This window comes from Tahibacter harae (genome assembly GCF_024437735.1).
Lineage (GTDB): Bacteria > Pseudomonadota > Gammaproteobacteria > Xanthomonadales > Rhodanobacteraceae > Tahibacter > Tahibacter harae.
In genome coordinates, this window is record NZ_JANFQO010000008.1 from 94,084 (window position 1) to 110,651 (window position 16,568).

The 16,568-nt window shown below is 69.1% G+C and carries 17 protein-coding genes; 6 read left to right on the forward strand and 11 right to left on the reverse strand.

Features of this window, described 5'->3' with window-relative positions; translation table 11 throughout:
* Positions 1-28: 28 nt before the first annotated feature.
* From NM961_RS10585 to grxD, 3 genes are all read right to left on the reverse strand, one after another.
* Positions 29-640 carry a YhgN family NAAT transporter gene (locus NM961_RS10585; protein WP_255914230.1) on the reverse strand — a complete coding sequence of 204 codons (612 nt, stop codon included), beginning with the start codon at positions 638-640 and terminating at the stop codon, positions 29-31.
* Between the two features lie 137 nt (positions 641-777).
* Positions 778-1,536 carry an SDR family NAD(P)-dependent oxidoreductase gene (locus NM961_RS10590; RefSeq protein ID WP_255914231.1) on the reverse strand — a complete coding sequence of 253 codons (759 nt, stop codon included), beginning with the start codon at positions 1,534-1,536 and terminating at the stop codon, positions 778-780.
* Positions 1,536-1,853 carry a Grx4 family monothiol glutaredoxin gene (grxD, locus tag NM961_RS10595; RefSeq protein WP_255914232.1) on the reverse strand — a complete coding sequence of 106 codons (318 nt, stop codon included), beginning with the start codon at positions 1,851-1,853 and terminating at the stop codon, positions 1,536-1,538. The genes NM961_RS10590 and grxD overlap by 1 nt, the downstream gene beginning before the upstream one ends.
* Before the next feature lie 179 nt (positions 1,854-2,032).
* Between grxD and sodB the strand changes: the two genes are divergently transcribed.
* Positions 2,033-2,611: a superoxide dismutase [Fe] gene (sodB, locus tag NM961_RS10600; RefSeq protein ID WP_255914233.1), complete on the forward strand. Its 579-nt coding sequence runs from the start codon at positions 2,033-2,035 to the stop codon at positions 2,609-2,611.
* Between the two features lie 113 nt (positions 2,612-2,724).
* On the opposite strand, the gene NM961_RS10605 is transcribed toward sodB, so the two are convergent.
* Positions 2,725-3,693 carry an NAD-dependent epimerase/dehydratase family protein gene (locus NM961_RS10605; protein ID WP_255914234.1) on the reverse strand — a complete coding sequence of 323 codons (969 nt, stop codon included), beginning with the start codon at positions 3,691-3,693 and terminating at the stop codon, positions 2,725-2,727.
* Positions 3,694-3,825: 132 nt separating this feature from the next.
* Between NM961_RS10605 and NM961_RS10610 the strand changes: the two genes are divergently transcribed.
* Entirely contained in the window at positions 3,826-4,722 is an 897-nt protein-coding gene (locus NM961_RS10610) for a LysR family transcriptional regulator (protein WP_255914236.1), read from the forward strand.
* Between the two features lie 248 nt (positions 4,723-4,970).
* Here the strand turns inward: NM961_RS10610 and NM961_RS10615 are convergent, their stop codons facing one another.
* Positions 4,971-6,098, reverse strand: a complete 1,128-nt coding sequence (locus NM961_RS10615) for a 5-(carboxyamino)imidazole ribonucleotide synthase (RefSeq protein WP_255914238.1) — start codon at positions 6,096-6,098, stop codon at positions 4,971-4,973.
* Entirely contained in the window at positions 6,095-6,598 is a 504-nt protein-coding gene (purE, locus tag NM961_RS10620) for a 5-(carboxyamino)imidazole ribonucleotide mutase (protein WP_255914397.1), read from the reverse strand. Before purE ends, NM961_RS10615 begins: the two co-directional genes overlap by 4 nt.
* Positions 6,599-6,661: 63 nt before the next feature.
* Here purE and NM961_RS10625 point away from each other — a divergent pair, with 63 nt between their 5' ends.
* The 3 genes from NM961_RS10625 (at position 6,662) to nadC (ending at position 10,213) form a co-directional block, all read left to right on the forward strand.
* The gene (locus tag NM961_RS10625; RefSeq protein ID WP_255914240.1) at positions 6,662-6,928 is read left to right on the forward strand and encodes a Trm112 family protein; all 267 of its coding nucleotides are present in this window, start codon (positions 6,662-6,664) and stop codon (positions 6,926-6,928) included.
* 95 nt (positions 6,929-7,023) lie between these two features.
* The gene (locus NM961_RS10630) at positions 7,024-9,342 is read left to right on the forward strand and encodes a DUF1631 domain-containing protein (RefSeq protein ID WP_255914242.1); all 2,319 of its coding nucleotides are present in this window, start codon (positions 7,024-7,026) and stop codon (positions 9,340-9,342) included.
* A 16-nt stretch (positions 9,343-9,358) separates the two neighbouring features.
* Positions 9,359-10,213 carry a carboxylating nicotinate-nucleotide diphosphorylase gene (nadC, locus tag NM961_RS10635; RefSeq protein ID WP_255914243.1) on the forward strand — a complete coding sequence of 285 codons (855 nt, stop codon included), beginning with the start codon at positions 9,359-9,361 and terminating at the stop codon, positions 10,211-10,213.
* 95 nt (positions 10,214-10,308) lie between these two features.
* On the opposite strand, the gene NM961_RS10640 is transcribed toward nadC, so the two are convergent.
* Positions 10,309-11,106, reverse strand: coding sequence for an FHA domain-containing protein (locus NM961_RS10640; protein ID WP_255914244.1), 798 nt, complete (start codon positions 11,104-11,106; stop codon positions 10,309-10,311).
* 427 nt (positions 11,107-11,533) lie between these two features.
* Positions 11,534-14,116, reverse strand: a complete 2,583-nt coding sequence (locus NM961_RS24150; protein ID WP_255914245.1) for a bifunctional serine/threonine-protein kinase/formylglycine-generating enzyme family protein — start codon at positions 14,114-14,116, stop codon at positions 11,534-11,536.
* A 315-nt stretch (positions 14,117-14,431) separates the two neighbouring features.
* Here NM961_RS24150 and NM961_RS10650 point away from each other — a divergent pair, with 315 nt between their 5' ends.
* Positions 14,432-14,788, forward strand: coding sequence for a DUF3301 domain-containing protein (locus NM961_RS10650; RefSeq protein ID WP_255914246.1), 357 nt, complete (start codon positions 14,432-14,434; stop codon positions 14,786-14,788).
* A gap of 5 nt (positions 14,789-14,793) precedes the next feature.
* Here NM961_RS10650 and NM961_RS10655 read toward each other — a convergent pair whose 3' ends face one another.
* The 3 genes from NM961_RS10655 to NM961_RS10665 all read right to left on the reverse strand — a co-directional run bounded on the left by NM961_RS10655 (position 14,794) and on the right by NM961_RS10665 (position 16,472).
* Entirely contained in the window at positions 14,794-15,270 is a 477-nt protein-coding gene (locus tag NM961_RS10655; RefSeq protein WP_255914247.1) for a hypothetical protein, read from the reverse strand.
* Positions 15,271-15,427: 157 nt separating this feature from the next.
* The gene (locus tag NM961_RS10660; RefSeq protein WP_255914398.1) at positions 15,428-15,826 is read right to left on the reverse strand and encodes a ClpXP protease specificity-enhancing factor; all 399 of its coding nucleotides are present in this window, start codon (positions 15,824-15,826) and stop codon (positions 15,428-15,430) included.
* 22 nt (positions 15,827-15,848) lie between these two features.
* Positions 15,849-16,472: a glutathione S-transferase N-terminal domain-containing protein gene (locus tag NM961_RS10665; protein WP_255914248.1), complete on the reverse strand. Its 624-nt coding sequence runs from the start codon at positions 16,470-16,472 to the stop codon at positions 15,849-15,851.
* Between the last annotated feature and the right edge of the window lie 96 nt (positions 16,473-16,568).

Below are 16,568 nucleotides of genomic sequence, written 5' to 3' on the forward strand. Positions count from 1 at the left end.
AGCCTCTATTCGACCCGCGACCGAAGGTTCAGGCGGGCACCGCGCGCAGGTATTTGCCGATGCCGTCGAGCAGCATCTGCACCGACAGGGCAATCAGGAGCATGCCCATCAGCCGCTCCAGCGCGGTCAGCACACTTTCGCCGAGCAGGCGGTAGAGGTAAGTGGACGACCACAGGATCACCGCGGTGGCGAACCAGGCCGCGAACAGGGCCAGCGCCCACTGCGGCAGCTTGCCGGGCTGGGTGTTGGTCAGCAGCAGCAGGGCAGCCATGGCCGAGGGTCCGGCCACGCCGGGAATGGCCATGGGTACGATGAAGGGCTCGCCGCCGTTGGTATCGCCGAAGATGCCGCCTTCCTTGGGCGGGAACACCATCTTCACGCCGATCAGGAACAGGATGATGCCGCCGGCGATGCTGACCGACTCCTGCTTGAGCTGCAGCAGCTTGAGTATGTACTGGCCGCCGAGCAGGAAGGCGAACAGCACTACCAGGGCGATCAGCAGCTCCCGCAGCAGCACGCGGCGGCGGCGCTCCGGCGCCACGCCCTTGAGCAGGCTGAGGAACACCGGGATGTTGCCCAGCGGATCCATGATCAGGAAAAGCAGGATGCCGGCCGACACCGTGCTCATCTGGCTGTCCATCGCGACTCCCCTTTCGACCTGATGACCGGCCGGCGCCTGCCGCTTCGGCCTTCTCCCGTGACACCGTCAAACCGGTATCTTGTCTGGAAACCACACCGGCCGCTGCCGGCGCCGCGTTGCACCGCTTCCGTTCCGCATCAATGTGTCGTGCGCAGGTCCAGCACTTGACCGCGGGCTGCCGCGCCCTCGGCGCCCAGCAGATAAACCATCGCCGCGGCGAACTCGGCCGGCTCCGGCCGCTCCAGCGTGTTCTCGCCGAAGTAGGCCATGCGGCGCAAGGCCGTGCGCATCGGCGGCGGCAGCAGGGTGGTTATGCGTACGCTGGAACTGTCGGTCTCGTCGTGCAGTATTCCGGCCAGCGCGCCCAGCGCCGCCTTGGCCACGCCATAGGCGCCCCAGAACGATTTTGAGCCGCGCGCCGGATCGTCCTGCACGAATACGACACTGGCATCGGCCGACTGCTGCAGCAGCGGCAACAGGGCCTGGGTCAGCAGGAAGGGGCCGTTGAGGTTGACCTGCAGCACGCGCATCCATTCCTCGGGCTTGAACTCGCGCAGCGGCTGCAGCCCGGCGAAATGGGCGGCAGCGTGAACCAGGCCGTCCAGGCCGCCGAATTCGCGCTCGACCGTGGCAGCCAGTTCCTCATAGTCGGCCGGCGTGGCGCCTTCGAGATTGAGCGGATAGATCGCCGGCGCCGGCCCGCCCAGGGCCTCGATCTCGTCGTACAGCTTCTCCAGCGCCGACACCTTGCGGCCGAGCAGGATCACCGTCGCGCCGGCCTCGGCACAGGCCAGGGCGCTGGCCCGGCCCAGTCCGCCGGTGGCGCCGGTGATCAGAACGGTACGGCCCTTGAGCGCGGCGGGAGCCGGCGTCCAGTCCGGCGGCAGGGTCGCCATCAGGATTTCCGCGTCTCGCGCACGATGCGCTCAAGTTCGCCGGATTCGTACAGCTCCAGGGTGATGTCGCAGCCGCCGATCAGCTCGCCGTTGATGAACAGCTGCGGGAAGGTCGGCCAGTTGGAATAGCGCGGCAGATTGGCGCGGATCTCCGGGTCTTCCAGCACGTTGACCGAGGTGTACTCGGCATTGACGGTCTTCAGCGCCTGGGCCGTGCGGCTGGAGAACCCGCACATGGGAAACTGCGGCGTGCCCTTCATGAACAACACGATGGGGCTGCCTTCGACAAGGGTCTTGATGCGTTCGAGTACGTCCACGGAAACACCTGGAACACGGCTGGCGCGATGCGCGAGACCGCCGATTGTATCAGCGCATCCCCGGCAGTGCCGCGCCCGCCGGGCCGCGGCTTATGCCATTGGGCTTGAAACCATTTCGCACAGCCGCCACGGAGCTACCTATAATCCGGATCCCCAGCCCACCCGCAAGGAACAGCCTCATGGCGATTGAACTGCCCCCCCTGCCCTATGCCCGCGACGCGCTGGCGCCGCATATCTCGGCCGAGACCATCGACTTCCACTACGGCAAGCATCACCAGACCTACGTGACCAATCTGAACAACCAGATCAAGGGCACGGAGTTCGAGAACCTGTCGCTGGAAGAGATCATCAGGAAGTCCAGCGGCGGCATGTTCAACAACGCCGCGCAGGTCTGGAACCACACTTTCTACTGGAACTGCCTCAAGCCCGCCGGCGGCGGCGAACCCGGCGGCAAGCTGGCCGAGGCGATCAACGCCGCGTTCGGTTCCTTTGCCGCGTTCAAGGAGCAGTTCACCAATACTGCGCTGACCACCTTCGGTTCGGGTTGGGCCTGGCTGGTGCAGCGCGCCGACGGCAGCGTCGCCCTGGTCAGCACCTCCAACGCCGCCACGCCGCTGACCGGCTCGGACAAGGCCCTGCTCACCTGCGACGTGTGGGAGCACGCCTACTACATCGACTACCGCAACGCCCGCGCCAAGTACGTCGAGGCGTTCTGGAACCTGGTCAACTGGGATTTCGTCGAATCGCAGATGGCCTGAGCCGGCCAAGCCGCGCAACAAAAAAGCCGCCCTCGGGCGGCTTTTTTGTTGCGCGGCGGATCAGCAGAACACGGCCGGCGGCGTCGATTCGCCCAGTGCGCTTCGGCACATGCTCAGGCCAGGACCGGCACCCGGCCGACCCGCCCGGGCACCGCCGCCAGCATCTGCCGCACGCCTTCCGCGTATGGCGTCTTGCGGATGGGGCCGATCAGCGCCTGCAGGGCCGAGTCGTCCAGGATCAGCGGATCGGTCAGCAGGTAGTGCATTTCGACGAATTCGCGCAGGAAAGGCTTGAACAGGCCGAGCAGGCGCAACAGGGTCTTGCCGGCGACGCGCCGCCGGAGCGGACGGCCGCTCTGGCGTTCCATTTCCGCGACCAGCGCCTCCTGCGTGGTGACGCCGGCCCCGGCCAGATGCCAGATCCGGCCGAACGCCGCCGGCGTTCCGGCCAGCCGCGCGACCACGGGCCCCACATCCGGCACGAACACGAATTCATGCGGGCGGTCCAGGGGCCCGATCAGATCGGCCGCGCCGCCGTTGACCGCCGCCACAGCGGCGCGGTGCAGCAGGCTGGCTTCCACGCCGGGGCCGTAGAAATCCGGCAGGCGCAGCACCGTTGCCTGGATGCGGCCGGCGGCATGGGCCTGCAGCAGCAGGTCTTCCTGTTCCTTGCGCATACGGCCCTTGAAGGTATGCGGCTCGCGCGGATGGTCTTCGCGTACCGGATTGCCGCGGGCGCGGCCGTAGGGGTAGACGGTGCCGATCAGCACGATGCGCGTTACGCCCGCGGCGATGGCGCCTTCCAAAGTCTTGCGCATCAGCTGCGGATGCAGCTCGAACTGCCAGTAGTTCACGCCGACCATGTAGACCAGGGTGTCGACGCCGCGGGCGGCAGCGATCACCGATTCCGGCGAATCCGGATCCCAGCCGACGATTTCGGCAAGCGGATCGCGGCCGAAGGCCTTGCGCAGGGAATCCTGGTTGCGGCCGACGACGCGGTAGGCACGGCCCTGGGCGCCGAGGGCGGCGGCAATGCTTTGGCCTATGGCGCCGGCGGCGCCGAACAGAGCGATCTTGGACATGGCGGTACTCCGGGTTGATATGCGGTAAAGCGATTCGGGAATCGGCGGCCGCCGGTGACTGCAGTGTGTCGGGGCCGGCGGCGAAAGAAAATTGTCTAGAATCGCTTAGCCGCTATAAGAATCCGAATACCCATGGCCGAAATCGAACCGAACTGGGAGTGGTACCGCAGCTTCCTGCAGGTACTGGAAACGGGGTCGCTGTCGGCCGCGGCCCGCGCGCTGGGGCTGACCCAGCCGACCATAGGCCGCCATATCGACAGCCTGGAAACCGCGCTGGGCCTGAAGCTGTTCACCCGCTCCTACGACGGCTTCGCCGCCACTGACGCGGCGCAGGAACTGCGTCCCTACGCGGCCGGCCTGGCCGCTACCGCCGCCGCCCTGCGCCGCGCCGCCAGCGGCCAGGCCGCCGGCGTACGCGGCGTTGTGCGGGTCACGGCCAGCGAGGTGATCGGTGTCGAAGTGCTGCCGCCGATACTGGCTGCACTGCGCGCGCAGCATCCCGGACTGAGCCTGGAACTGATGCTGTCCAACCGGGCCGACGATCTGCTGCACCGCGAAGCCGACATCGCCGTACGCATGTTCCGGCCGGCACAGGACGCACTGATGGCCCGCCGCGTCGGCGGCGTGGAACTGGGCCTGCATGCGCACGAGCAGTATCTCGCCCACCATGGCACGCCCGCGTCGCTGCAGGAGCTGGCGCAACACACCCTGATCGGCTTCGACCGAGAAAACGCCTTCATCCGCCGCGTGCAGCAGGAATACCAAGCCTTCGCCCGTGCCGATCTGGCGTTCCGCGCCGACAGCGACCTGGCCCAACTGGCGGCGATCCGCGCCGGCTACGGCATCGGCTTCTGCCAGGTGCGGCTGGCGGCCCGGGACCGGCGCCTGGTGCGCGTGCTGCCGCAGCAGTTCGCGCTGAATCTCGATACCTGGATCGCCATGCACGAAGACCTGCGCGGCAGCGCCCGTTGTGCGGCAACATTTGCTGCGCTGGCGGAAGGGTTGGCGGCGTATATCGAGGGCCGCTAGCGTGTTCCCGCCGCGCAGCAGCGGCAGCGCAAGCCGGCAATCGCGAACAGATCGCGGCTGCGCGACGGGGATTCGAGCCAGCGGGCATCGCGGCGATGCGCGACAGGACGGAAGCCGCGGGCTACGGCGCGGAAAGCCGCCCGCGGCGGATCGCGGTGCCGTCGGCCGCAGAAACCGTTTCTCGCCTGCGCCGCGCCCATGCGCACACCCGCTGCGCGGAAACGCCCTGCTTCAGTCCGGCGCTGGCGCTAGCCCAGGGCGCGCAGTACCGGAGCCGCCTGATCCTCGCGCCCCAGCGCCCAGGCGACCCGGGCCAGCCGGTCGCGCATTTCCTCGGCGGTGAAGGCGCACAGCGTCGCATGGCCGACCTTGCGCCCGGCGCGCGGGGCCTTGCCGTAGTCATGCCAGTGCGCGCGCGGCTCGGCCAGCACCGGCGCGGATTCGGGCAGCTCGCCTATCCAGTTGAACATCACGTTCACGCCCAGCGCCGTGGTGTCGCCCAGCGGCAGGCCGAGCACGGCGCGCACATGATTCTCGAACTGGCTGCAGGGCGCGCCTTCGATGGTCCAGTGGCCGGAGTTGTGCACCCGCGGCGCCATCTCGTTGCCGAGCAGGCGGCCCTGGTGCACGAACAGTTCCAGCGCGAAGGTGCCGACGTAATCGAGCTTCTCGGCGATGCGCCGGGCCAGGGCATAGGCTTCGTCGGCCAGCGCGGCCGAATCCGGCGCAGGCGCCAGGCTCATGGAGAGAATGCCGTCCGCATGCCAGTTCTGGGTCAGCGGATAGGCGCGGAACTCGCCCTCGCGCGAACGCACCGCGATCACCGACAGCTCGCGCTCGAACGGCACGAAGGCTTCCAGGATCAGCGGCGCCGGCCCCAGCGCGGCCCAGGCGGCGTCGATATCGCCGGCCGAGCGCAGGCGGAACTGGCCCTTGCCGTCATAACCCAGGCGGCGGGTCTTGAGCACGGCCGGAAAGCCGATGGTTTCCAGCGCCCGCGCCAGATCCTCGCGGCTGTCGACGGCGGCGAAGGCCGGCGTGCCCAGGCCGATCTCGCGGAACAGGGTTTTCTCGGCCAGGCGGTCCTGCGACACGGCCAGCGCGCGCGGATTGGGATAGACGGCGGTGTGCTCGGTCAGCCATTGGGCGGTCTCGGCCGGCACATTCTCGAAATCAAAGGTGGCCACGTCGATGCGGCCGGCGAAGCGTTCCAGCGCGTCGAAATCGCGCCAGTCCGCCTGCAGCAGCGGCGCCACCTGGCTGGCGCAGGCATCGGCCAGGCTGTCGACGACGAGGAAACGCACGCCCAGCGGCGCGCCGGCCAGGGCCAGCATGCGGGCGAGCTGGCCGCCGCCCAGGATGCCTACGGTAGTCATGGCTGGCGCGGGTCCGGGTTGGCGAGCACGGTCTCGGTCTGGCTGCTGCGGAATTCGGTCAGGGCGCGGCCGATTTCGGGGTGCGTGGCCTGCAGCAGGGCGGCAGCGAACAGGGCCGTGTTGACGGCGCCGGCGCGGCCTATGGCGAACGTCGCCACGGGAATGCCGGCCGGCATCTGCACGATGGAAAGCAGGGAGTCCATGCCGTTGAGCGCGTGCGACTGCACCGGCACGCCGAGCACGGGAACGCTGGTCTTGGCCGCGAGCATGCCCGGCAGGTGGGCGGCGCCGCCGGCGCCGGCGATGATCGCGCGCAGGCCGCGCGCGGCGGCGGTTTCGGCATACTGGAACAGCAGGTCCGGCGTGCGGTGGGCGGAGACCACCTGCACTTCGTGCGGCACGCCCAGCCGGGTCAGCGTGTCGGCGGCGTGCTGCATCGTTTCCCAATCGGAGCGCGATCCCATCACCACGCCTATCAGAGGCTCGCTGCCGCTCGCCATGCTCATTGGTCGGCCCTGGTCAAAAACGGTATTGTAGAGGCAAATCCTCTAGGGACGCGCGCCATGGACAAGCGCCTGTTGGACATCCTCTGCTGCCCGGTCAGCAAGGCTCCGGTGAGCCTGCTCAGCCGCAACCAGCTGGAGGCATTGAACGCTTCGATACGCCAGGGGTCGGTACTGACCGTGGCCGGCGCCGCGGTAGGCACGCCGCTTGCTGCGGGTCTGCTGACTGCGGACGGCAAGGTGATCTACCGGATCGAGGACGACATCCCGGTGATGCTCGCCGACGAAGCCATTGGCACGACCCAGCTGGCAGGCTTTCCGGCCTGAGCAAAAATGCGAAACCCGTCACGTTCGCAGCGCGACAGGTTTTCAATGCTGAGGCGTATACGCCGTACCGCCGAGACGACCCATCCATGCGGACCATGAGCGCCAACGACAACAATCCCAAAGTGGTTGACCTGAACCAGCGCAGCACCGCCGCCAGCCTGGGCGAGAAACCGGCCGAGGCGCTGGCCCAGGTGCGCGTGCACGCGCTCAAGCGCCTGACCGCACTGGCCACCACCTTGTTCGAAAACGCCGACGACGCGCTGTTCGACCTGGCCAGCAAGGCCGACAACAACGCGGTGCAGGCACAGTATTTCGACGGCATGCGCGAAGTGCGCAAGAAGCGCCAGCAGATCGAGGCGCGCTTCCAGGAACAGCTGGCGCGCCAGTTCGTCGATTTCGCCGCCGGCCGCGGCATCGTGGCCAAGCCGGAGAACGCCAGCGGCGAGCTGTCCCTGTCGCTGGTGGAGGAAACCGAGCTGGAAGAATCCCTGGCCGTGGCCAGCATGGTCGCCAAGACCGAGAACCGCCTGCAGCGCGCGCTGTTCGCGATCAACCAGCGCCTGTCGCATATCAGCAACCAGCGCGTCGAGGACACCAACAGCCCGGTGGGCCCCGCAGCCGTAGGCCAGGCCTTCCGCATCGCCGGCGGCGAGCTGGAAGTCGCGCTGCCGGTGCGCCTGATCATCTACAAGCTGTTCGACCGCTACGTCATGGGCGGCCTGGACCAGTTCTACGACGAACTCAACGCGCTGCTGGTCCATGCCGGCGTACTGCCGCAGATGCGCGCCTCCGTGGCGCGGCGCCCCGGCAGCCCGGCGCCGCCGCCGCCCCGCCCGGGCGAGGCACCGGCCATCCCCGGCCTGGAGCAGACCGAGACCGCCGCCGGCTACCTGCCGGTGGACGCCGCCGCGGCGGAGCTGCAAGCCAATTTGTACAACTCGCTGCGCGCCCTGCTGTCGACCCGTCGCAGCGGCGAAGGCGACGCCGCCGGCTATGTGCCGGCGACGTACAACCCCAACGTGGTACCGCTGAACCCGACGGAACTGCTGTCGGCCCTGTCCATACTGCAGAACCAGTCGCTGAGCGCGCAGAGCGCGGCGGAATCCGCCCAGGTCGCCCTGCGCGTGAAGGAAGAACTGCTGGGCCAGGCCGGCAAGCTGCGCGGCGAGAACGGCGCCAATGTCTCCGGCGCCGACGAGGACACCATCGACCTCGTCGGCATGCTGTTCGAATACATCCTGCAGGACCGCAACCTGCCGGCGCAGATGCAGGCCATGCTCGGCCGCCTGCAGATTCCCTTCCTCAAGGTCGCCCTGCTCGACAAGCACCTGTTCGCGCGCCGCACCCATCCCGCGCGCGTGCTGCTGGACAGCCTGGCCCAGGCCTGCGTGGGCTGGTCGGAGGAATCCGACCGCGACCGCCGCCTGTACGACAAGGTGAAGGAGATCGTCGAATCCCTGCTCAAGGATTTCGAGGACGACCTGGGCATCTTCGACCGCCTGCGCGTGGATTTCGAAACCTTCGCCGAAACCAACAAGCGCCGTGCCGAACTGGCCGAACAGCGCGCCAGCGAAGCTACCCGCGGCCGCGAGAAGCTGCTCGATGCGCGCCGCACCGCCGCGCGCGAGATCATGCTGCGGATCGAGAACCGGCCCATGCCGGACATGATCCGCAACCTGCTGTCGCGGCCCTGGGCGAATTATCTGGTGCTGGTGCTGCTGCGCCAGGGCGACGCTTCGGACGAATGGCGCCATGCGCTGCGCTTTGCCGACGAGCTGATCTGGAGCGTGCAGCCCAAGCAGAACGCCGCCGAGCGCGAACGCCTGACCGCGGTGCTGCCGCAGCTGGAAAAGACCCTGCGCCACGGCCTGGCCACCGTCGCCTTCGACGAGACCGATGTGCGCCGCCTGATGCAGCAGCTGAACACGCTGTACCAGGCCCTGCTGCAGCCGGCCGCGCCGACCGCGGTGACCGAGGCGCCGACGCTGGAACTGACCGATCCGCTGCCGCCCGCCTCGCAGGAAGCCGGCGAGAGCGTGATGAGCGCGATCGCCGAGGAAGAACCCGCGCCCGCCCCGGCCGAGGCCCTGGACGAACGTTGGATCACCGCGGTGCGTGAACTCAAGGTCGGCACCTGGATCGAGTTCCTGGACGAGCACGGCGCCAAGGAGCGCGCCAAGCTGTCCTGGATCAGCCCGATCAGTTCCAAATACCTGTTCGTGAACCGCAAGGGCCTGAAGGTGGCCGACCGTACCCTGGCCCAGCTGGCCAGCGACCTGGCCGAGAACCGCGTCACCGTGCTGGAGGAAGTGCCGCTGTTCGACCGCGCGCTGGATGCGATCGTCGAGCGGCTCAAGACCACGCACGCGGCCAAGGCAGTGGCGCCCGCCGCGCCGGCGGCCAGCGCCGGCTGAACGAGGAAAGGTTTCCATGCGATTCGATCCGCCGTCCGCGGCGCTGATCCTGGCCGACGTGCGCCGCGCCCTGGCCGAAGACCTGGGCAGCGGCGACGCCACTGCCGAACTGCTGCCGCCCCAGGCCCAGGCCTCGGCCTACGTGATCACGCGCGAAGCCGCCGTGCTCTGCGGCCAGGCCTGGTTCGAGGCCTGTTTCCGCGAGCTGGACCCGCAGGTGCGGATCACCTGGTTCGCCACCGACGGCGATCCGGTGCATCCCAACCAGCGTTTCGTCGAACTGCGCGGCAATGCGCGCGCCCTGGTTTCGGCTGAGCGCTGCGCGCTGAACTTCGTGCAGACCCTGTCGGCCACCGCCACCGTCACCGCGGCCCATGCGGCCGCCGTGGCCGGCACGCGCACGCGTATCCTGGACACGCGCAAGACCATTCCCGGCCTGCGCCTGGCGCAGAAATACGCCGTGCGCTGCGGCGGCGGCAGCAATCACCGCATCGGCCTGTTCGACGCCATCCTGATCAAGGAAAACCACATCGCCGCCGCCGGCTCGCTCGCCGCCGCGGTGGCCGCGGCGCGCGCCAGTCATCCCGAACTGCTGCTCGAAGTGGAAGTGGAGAATTTCGAGGAACTGCACCAGGCCCTGGCCGCCGGCGTGGACCGGGTGATGCTGGACGAATTCTCCGACGCCGATCTAGGCCGTGCCGTGGCCGAAGTCGCCGGCCGCGCCCAGATCGAAGTCTCCGGCGGCGTCAGCCTGCCCCGCCTCGCCGCCATCGCCGCGACCGGCGTGGATTTCATCTCGGTCGGCGCATTGACCAAGCATGTGCGCGCGGTGGATCTTTCCATGCGCGTGGCGCTGGAAAGCCGGGATTAGGGATCGGGGACCGGGGATTGGCAAAAGCGGATTCCGCAACCGAGTGCCGAACCTGCGAACTTGCGAATTCCCGATCCCGGGCAACGGCCCCGGCCTCAGAACAGCCCGGCGAATTTGGCGCCGGCCACGGCCGCCACCAGCACGATCACGCCAATCGCTATCCACACGCCGGCGCCGGGACCGGACTTGGCCGGCGCGGCCGCGGCCGCGGGCTGCGGGTTAGGCTTGGCGGTTTCCATGCCGGGCGACATCAGCAGGAAGCGCACCGTGTCCAAGCGCAGCTCCTCGCCGGGCTTGAGCACGCCGCTGTGCACGCGCTTGTCGTTGATGAAGGTGCCGTTGGCCGAGCCCATGTCCTCGACCATCACCCCGTCGGGCAGCACCTGCACGCGGGCGTGGTGGCGGGAGATCTCGTCGCCGGGCAGGGCGATGTCGCAATCCTGCTGGCGGCCTATGGTCATGGTGCCGACCAGGGCGTAGGTCTTGCCGAAGGTCGAGCCCGAGACGCCGCGCAGCATGAACTTGGGCAGGGCCTGGCGGATGCGGGTGCGGCCGTCGTTGTCGTCGCTGGCCGAGGCCGGGCGCGCCGGCTGGGCGGGAGCGGGCTTTTCCTGCGCGGCCATGACCTGGCAGCCGATCTTGGCGAACAACAGCAGGTCGCCGGGCTTGAGCGCCGTGTCGGAGGTGACCTGGCGGCCGTTCAGCACCACCGTATTGCGCGGATCCGGCACGCGCACCAGGGCCTGTCCGTTGCGCAGATGGATCTCGGCATGACGCATTGCAATGCCGGGCGCAGCCAGGACGATGGGGCAATCGGCCGCCGTGCCTATCGCAGTGATGCCCTCGCCGAGGTTTACCGGTTCGTGCTCACCGTTCGGAAAAATAAGCTTCATTCGATCCAGCCCCTTGATCGTGTGTCCAGTACCCGTCCCCGTCCCGGGACGCGCTATCGCCGACAGCTTAGGCGGCGCGTATTGCAGCGCGCAAGCGAAGCTGCAAACGGACCAGGCTAGACAGAGCGAACACAGGTCCGAAGCAAGTCACTCGCAACCGCAGCCGGCGCCGGCTCAGGGCAAACGTGGCGGCGTTCAAGGATCGGCAAGGCTGTCGCGCGGAACTGCGGCCCTAGTACCGGGCGCAAGCCTTGGCGCTGCAGCGGACAGCCAGGCTCAGGCGGACGGTGTGCAGCGCGGCCGCCGCGCATGGCAAACCCGGCCGCGCCGGCGCTTGCCTGCCGCGAGCGGCCAGCGCCAACGCGGAAATCGCTAGCCCGGCAGCGGGCGCAGCGGAAATCCGCCACGCCGGCTTCTTCGGCTCGGCTTACTGCCCCAGTTCGCGCACCACGCGGAAACCCAGGCTGTTCAGCGCCACGTCGGCGCCTACGCTCTCGCTGGCGCCGGGCTGCTCCTTGTCCGGCGGCGACAGCCAGCTGCGGCCGCGGGCACGGCGTTCCGACACCCATTCGCGCACATTGCCGTCGATATCGAACACGCCGCTGGCGGTGGCGCCGTAGCGCCCCACCGGCGCGCTGCCGGCGAAGCCGTCGTCGCAGCTGGCGCCGGAGCGGGTGTCGAAAGCCTTGTTGAACTGGGCGTCGGCCAGGTTCGCGGCGGTGCAGGCATTGCCGCGGGCTTCGCGCACCAGGCTGTCGAATTCGGCCGAGCTCATCAGGCGATAGGTCTTGCCGCTGCGCTGCGACAGCCAGCGCACGTAGCCGCTGGCCTGGTCGAAGCTGACGCAGACCACCGGGTGCGAGTCGTCCTGGCTGATGTCCGGGTTCTGCCAGCCGCGCTTCTTGGAGCTGCGGAACACCGATTCGCGGTCGCGGCAGGACACTTCCTTGGCCGCGCCGGAACCGCCGTTGCTCCAGTAGCGCGCGAATTCGCCGCGGGTGACCTCGAAGCGGCCCACGGCGATGCGCCCGCCGGGCAGCACGACCATTTCCGGGCCCTGGGCCTCGCCCATGCGGTCGCGGAATACGAAGCCGGGCGCGCCTATCGAGGGCAGCTTGCGCAGGCCTTCCTGGGCTGCGGCATTGTTCGGATCCAGCGCCAGCGCCTTGTCGTAGGCGGTCTTGGCGGCGGCCTTGTCCCAGTCGGCGGCGGCGCGGCGCGCTTCCTCCAGCAGCGGACCGGCCAGCACGCTGCGGCGCTTGGCGACCTCGTCGGCCACCGGCTTGGCTTCCGGGATCAGCGCGGCGATTTCCAGCGCCTTGTCGAACTGGGTGCGCATCGTGGCCAGGTCGCCGCTGGCCTGGGCCTTGTTGCCCAGGTTGTAGTAGGCGCGCGCGGTATCGCTGATGCCCTGCTTGGCGCCCTTGTCTTTGGCGTCTATGCGCAGGGCCAGGCGGAAACGGTCCAGCGCGTTGGCGTTCGGCGGCGTGGTGTAGCGCTGCGCGGCCAGGTCGGCCTTGGCCAGGCGCACCAGCTTCGCGACCGGGTCTTCCACCGTCGGCACATCGGCCAGGTTGCCCGGCGTGCCGTCGTCCATCAGCAGCGGCGTGGGGCCGCTGGCCACGGGCACTGCCTCCGTGCCGGATTCGCCGGCCGCGGGCTCGGTGCCGGCGGTCAGGGCCAGGGGATCGGCCGGCGGCGCGGCCGCCGGATCCGCCACGGGCGGCGCCAGCGGGTCGGCCGGCGTACTGGCCGGTGCTTCGGACGGTGCAGCGGCCACGGCAGCGGACGGCTCCGTCGGCGCCGGAGCGGATTCGGCTGTCGCGGGCGGCGGTGCCGGCGCAGCAGCCGGCGGGTTCGCCGGCGCAGTACTGGCCGGCGTACTGGCTACCGCCGTACCGGCCGGCGGCGCTTCCGCCGTCGCCGGCGCATCCTTGCCGGACAGCCAGAAATAGCCGCCCGCACCGGCCAGGGCCAGTACGACAGCGGCCACGCCCAGCCACAGCAGGCCGCCGCGCCGCGCCGCGGCGGCTTCCGCACCGGGCTTGGGCGTGGCCGGCTTGGCCGGGATCGGACGTATCGGCGAGGGCGCCTTCGCGGCCGGCTTGGCCGCGGCGGCCTTGGCGGCGGGCTTGGGGGTTTCCGGCCGGCTCAGCGCGACCGTGGGCACGGCCTCGGCCGGTGCTGCGGCCTCGCCGTTGCGGCCGCGCGCGGCGGCCACGGGCACGGCCTCGACCGCCGCCAGCACCGCGTTGGCGTCGTGGTAGCGGTCCTTGGGATCCTTGGCCAGGCAGCGGTCGATCAGCTCCTGCCAGTGCGCCTGCTCCGGCGGCAGCCGCGGGATGGCTTCAAACACATGCGCATAGGCCACGGCGAAGCCGTCGGCGCCGTCGTAGGGCGGCTTGCCGGTAAGGCCATACCAGGCCAGCACGCCCAGGCTGTACAAGTCCGAACGCGCATCGACGTCGCCGCCGCGCGCCTGTTCCGGGCTCATGTAGTGGCTGGTGCCGACCGAGAAGCCCGTGCTGGTGATGCGGGTGGACTGGCTGGCAGCCAGGGCGATGCCGAAATCGGTCAGCACCGGGTTGTCGGCCGAATCGAACAGGATGTTGCCCGGCGCCACGTCGCGGTGCACGTAGCCGCGCTCGTGCGCATAGGCCAGGGCGCGCGACACGCCGATGAGTACACGCTTGAGTTCGGCTTCGTCCAGGCCGCGCTGGGCGCGCGCGACGAAATCGCCGCCGGGCAGGTACTGCATGGAGAAGTAATGCAGCTGGCTCGGCGTCACGCCGACATCGAACACCTGCACGATGTTGGCATGGGCCAGCGAAGCGAGGGTGCGCGCCTCCTGCAGGAAGCGGCGGGTGAAGGTCGGGTCCGCGGCCAGCGCCGGCGACATCACCTTGAGCGCAACCTGGCGCTCCAGCGAAGTCTGCACCGCGAGATGCACGCTGGCCATGCCACCCTGGCCGATCTCGCGCTTGATCTGGTAACCCGGTATTTCGATCACGGCCTACGCACTCCCCTGTACTTGCCGACAGCGCCGGAGCGACATTGTAAGGACAGTGACGGGGCTTGTGCGTCGACGGTGCCGCATCATTGGTGCGCAGCGGTTCGCGTCCGCCGCAGCGCAGGCGGCGCGGCCGAAGCTGAACCGCGCGGCGCGTTTCGATGCGGCACGCACCGGAGGCGCGCCATCCGCCGCGCAACTCGCCGCCGGACCTGGCCGCAGTGCGCGGCGAACCCCGGGAATCGGATTCCACCGCCGCGGCCGGCGGTTGAGTTTCCGCCGCGGCGTCACCACACTGCGGCGATGATCGAATCCATGCTGCTGTTCATCGTCGTCAGTGCCTGCGCCCTGTTCTGGCAATACTCCCTGCGCGCCCGGGACCTCGCCGTGCGCGCCAGCCGCCAGCTCTGTGCCCGCGCCGGCGTGCAGTTGCTGGATCAATCCGTCGGCCTGCGCCGCCTGGCCCTGGTGCGCAAGCGCGGCGGCGGCCTGGCGCTGCGGCGCCAGTACAGTTTTGAAGTCAGCACCAACGGCGCGGACCGCCACCGCGGCAGCCTGTATTTCGAAGGCGGCCGGCTGGAGAACTTCAGCCTGCCGCTGCGCGCCGACGATCCGGCCCTGGCCGGCGTGGTGCCGCCGGTAGCCGTGCCGCCGGTTTCACGCCTGCACTGAAACGCTCATTCCGCGCCGTCGACCTGCGTCGCGCGCAACGCCTGCAGCAGCCTGGGATACAGCGCCTCGGCCAAAGCCTGCGCCGTGACACCTTTGCGGCAGTAGGCCCGTCGGTCGCGGATGTCGAAATACTCAGGCTCGAATTCCTCGGCTACAGCAGCATCAGCAAGGCCGGAAACCGAGCCGAAATACACATCCGGCGCAAACTGGAGCGGCTGTGGTTCCAGCGCGGCACGGCCGTCGGGATTTCCGCAGCTGCCCCAGCCGCCCTGGGCCAGCGGCTGCATTTCAAATCCCTGGTATTTGACCAGCACAGCCGCCTTGTCCGTCATGAGGACGAACAGCAGCGCGTGACGATGCTGCGCGAACCTCGGAAAACCGGAGTGATCGAAAATCCGGAAACGGATCGCCTCCTGCTCGATGCGCCCCTGCAACGGGACCAGCACGGTGTAGCTGGCGTCGTAGACCGCGTCCATCATCACGCAGGAGGAATCGCCGGCACAGGGGGCGGTCTTGTCCTCGGCAATACTTTCCAGGCGGCCGACGAAAGCGACCAGGCGGCTGGTCGGAATATTCTCGACAGCCGGCTCGGCCGCGGGTGGCAAGGAGGGCAACCCAGCAGCCAGACCAGCCTCAAACTCACTTGATGACCCGCAAATGCCCCCCCTTGCGCGCCGGCGTCTCCGCATCGCTGCCGCCGCCGGGCGGTGCCGGCGGAGCCGGCGGTGCGTCGTCGGCCGGGAACATCATGCCCTGGCCGTTTTCCTGGGCGTAGATCGCCAGCACCGCACCCAGCGGCACTTCGACGCGCTGGCTGACGCCGCCGAAGCGGGCGTTGAAATGGATCCAGTCCTTGCCCAGCTCCAGCCCGGCCACCGCGCGCATGGCGATGTTGAGCACGACACGGCCGTCCTTGGCCGCCTGCGGCGGCACCAGCACGCCCGGCCACGCCGCATCGACCAGCAGGTACGGCGTCAGGCCGTTGTCGCTGATCCATTCGTGGATGGCGCGCACCAGATAGGGGCGCTTGGAGGTCATGCCGGCGGCACCGGCTTCTTTGTCAGTCACGCAACAGTTTCTCGTCGGAAGTCAGGCTGCGGGTAAAGCCCGGATTGCGGAAGATGCGTTCGCCGTAGTCGGTGATCGCGTGCGCCTCCCGCGGCAGGCTCACGCCCAGACTGGGCAGGCGCCAGATCAGCGGCACCAGGGCACAGTCTGCCAGGCTCAGCTCGGGATTCAGAAAGAACTTCGCTGCCTTGAACAGGGGCAGCGCGCTCAGCAGGGCGTCGCGCAGGCGCTTGCGCGCGGCCTCGGAATTCTTGCCGCTGCCGGCGCACTGCTCCACCAGCGGCAGCCAGTCGCGCTCCATGCGCACTATGGCCAGGCGCAGTCGCGCGCGCGACAGGGGATCTATGGGCATCAGCGGTGGATGGGGATAGCGCTCGTCCAGGTATTCCGCCACCACCGTGGTCTCGTACAGCACCAGGTCGCGATCGACCAGGGTCGGCAGGCTGTGGGTGGGGTTGAGGTCGATCAGGTCTTCCGGCGGCCGCGCCGGGTCGACCAGGATCAGCTCGTAGCTCACGCCCTTGGCCGCCAGGATCAGGCGGACGCGATGGCAGTGGACGCAATCGCGGGCGGAATACAGCGTCAGAATCGTGCGCGAACGGGTGCTCAAGGCCATGCCTCTCCCCTGACACGGTGCGGCGGACGCTCCCCGCGTCCGCCTGCGCCGAATCTACTACGCGACCAGACGTTCGCCTAGCCGCCCGGGGAGCGG

Coding starts and splice junctions, on each gene's coding strand:
- NM961_RS10585 (WP_255914230.1), bottom strand. CDS start 640: ATGGACAGCCAGATGAGCACGGTGTCGGCCGGCATCCTGCTTTTCCTG.
- NM961_RS10590 (WP_255914231.1), bottom strand. CDS start 1,536: ATGGCGACCCTGCCGCCGGACTGGACGCCGGCTCCCGCCGCGCTCAAG.
- sodB (WP_255914233.1), top strand. CDS start 2,033: ATGGCGATTGAACTGCCCCCCCTGCCCTATGCCCGCGACGCGCTGGCG.
- NM961_RS10605 (WP_255914234.1), bottom strand. CDS start 3,693: ATGTCCAAGATCGCTCTGTTCGGCGCCGCCGGCGCCATAGGCCAAAGC.
- NM961_RS10610 (WP_255914236.1), top strand. CDS start 3,826: ATGGCCGAAATCGAACCGAACTGGGAGTGGTACCGCAGCTTCCTGCAG.
- NM961_RS10615 (WP_255914238.1), bottom strand. CDS start 6,098: ATGACTACCGTAGGCATCCTGGGCGGCGGCCAGCTCGCCCGCATGCTG.
- purE (WP_255914397.1), bottom strand. CDS start 6,598: ATGGCGAGCGGCAGCGAGCCTCTGATAGGCGTGGTGATGGGATCGCGC.
- NM961_RS10625 (WP_255914240.1), top strand. CDS start 6,662: ATGGACAAGCGCCTGTTGGACATCCTCTGCTGCCCGGTCAGCAAGGCT.
- NM961_RS10630 (WP_255914242.1), top strand. CDS start 7,024: ATGAGCGCCAACGACAACAATCCCAAAGTGGTTGACCTGAACCAGCGC.
- nadC (WP_255914243.1), top strand. CDS start 9,359: ATGCGATTCGATCCGCCGTCCGCGGCGCTGATCCTGGCCGACGTGCGC.
- NM961_RS10640 (WP_255914244.1), bottom strand. CDS start 11,106: ATGAAGCTTATTTTTCCGAACGGTGAGCACGAACCGGTAAACCTCGGC.
- NM961_RS10650 (WP_255914246.1), top strand. CDS start 14,432: ATGCTGCTGTTCATCGTCGTCAGTGCCTGCGCCCTGTTCTGGCAATAC.
- NM961_RS10660 (WP_255914398.1), bottom strand. CDS start 15,826: ATGACCTCCAAGCGCCCCTATCTGGTGCGCGCCATCCACGAATGGATC.
- NM961_RS10665 (WP_255914248.1), bottom strand. CDS start 16,472: ATGGCCTTGAGCACCCGTTCGCGCACGATTCTGACGCTGTATTCCGCC.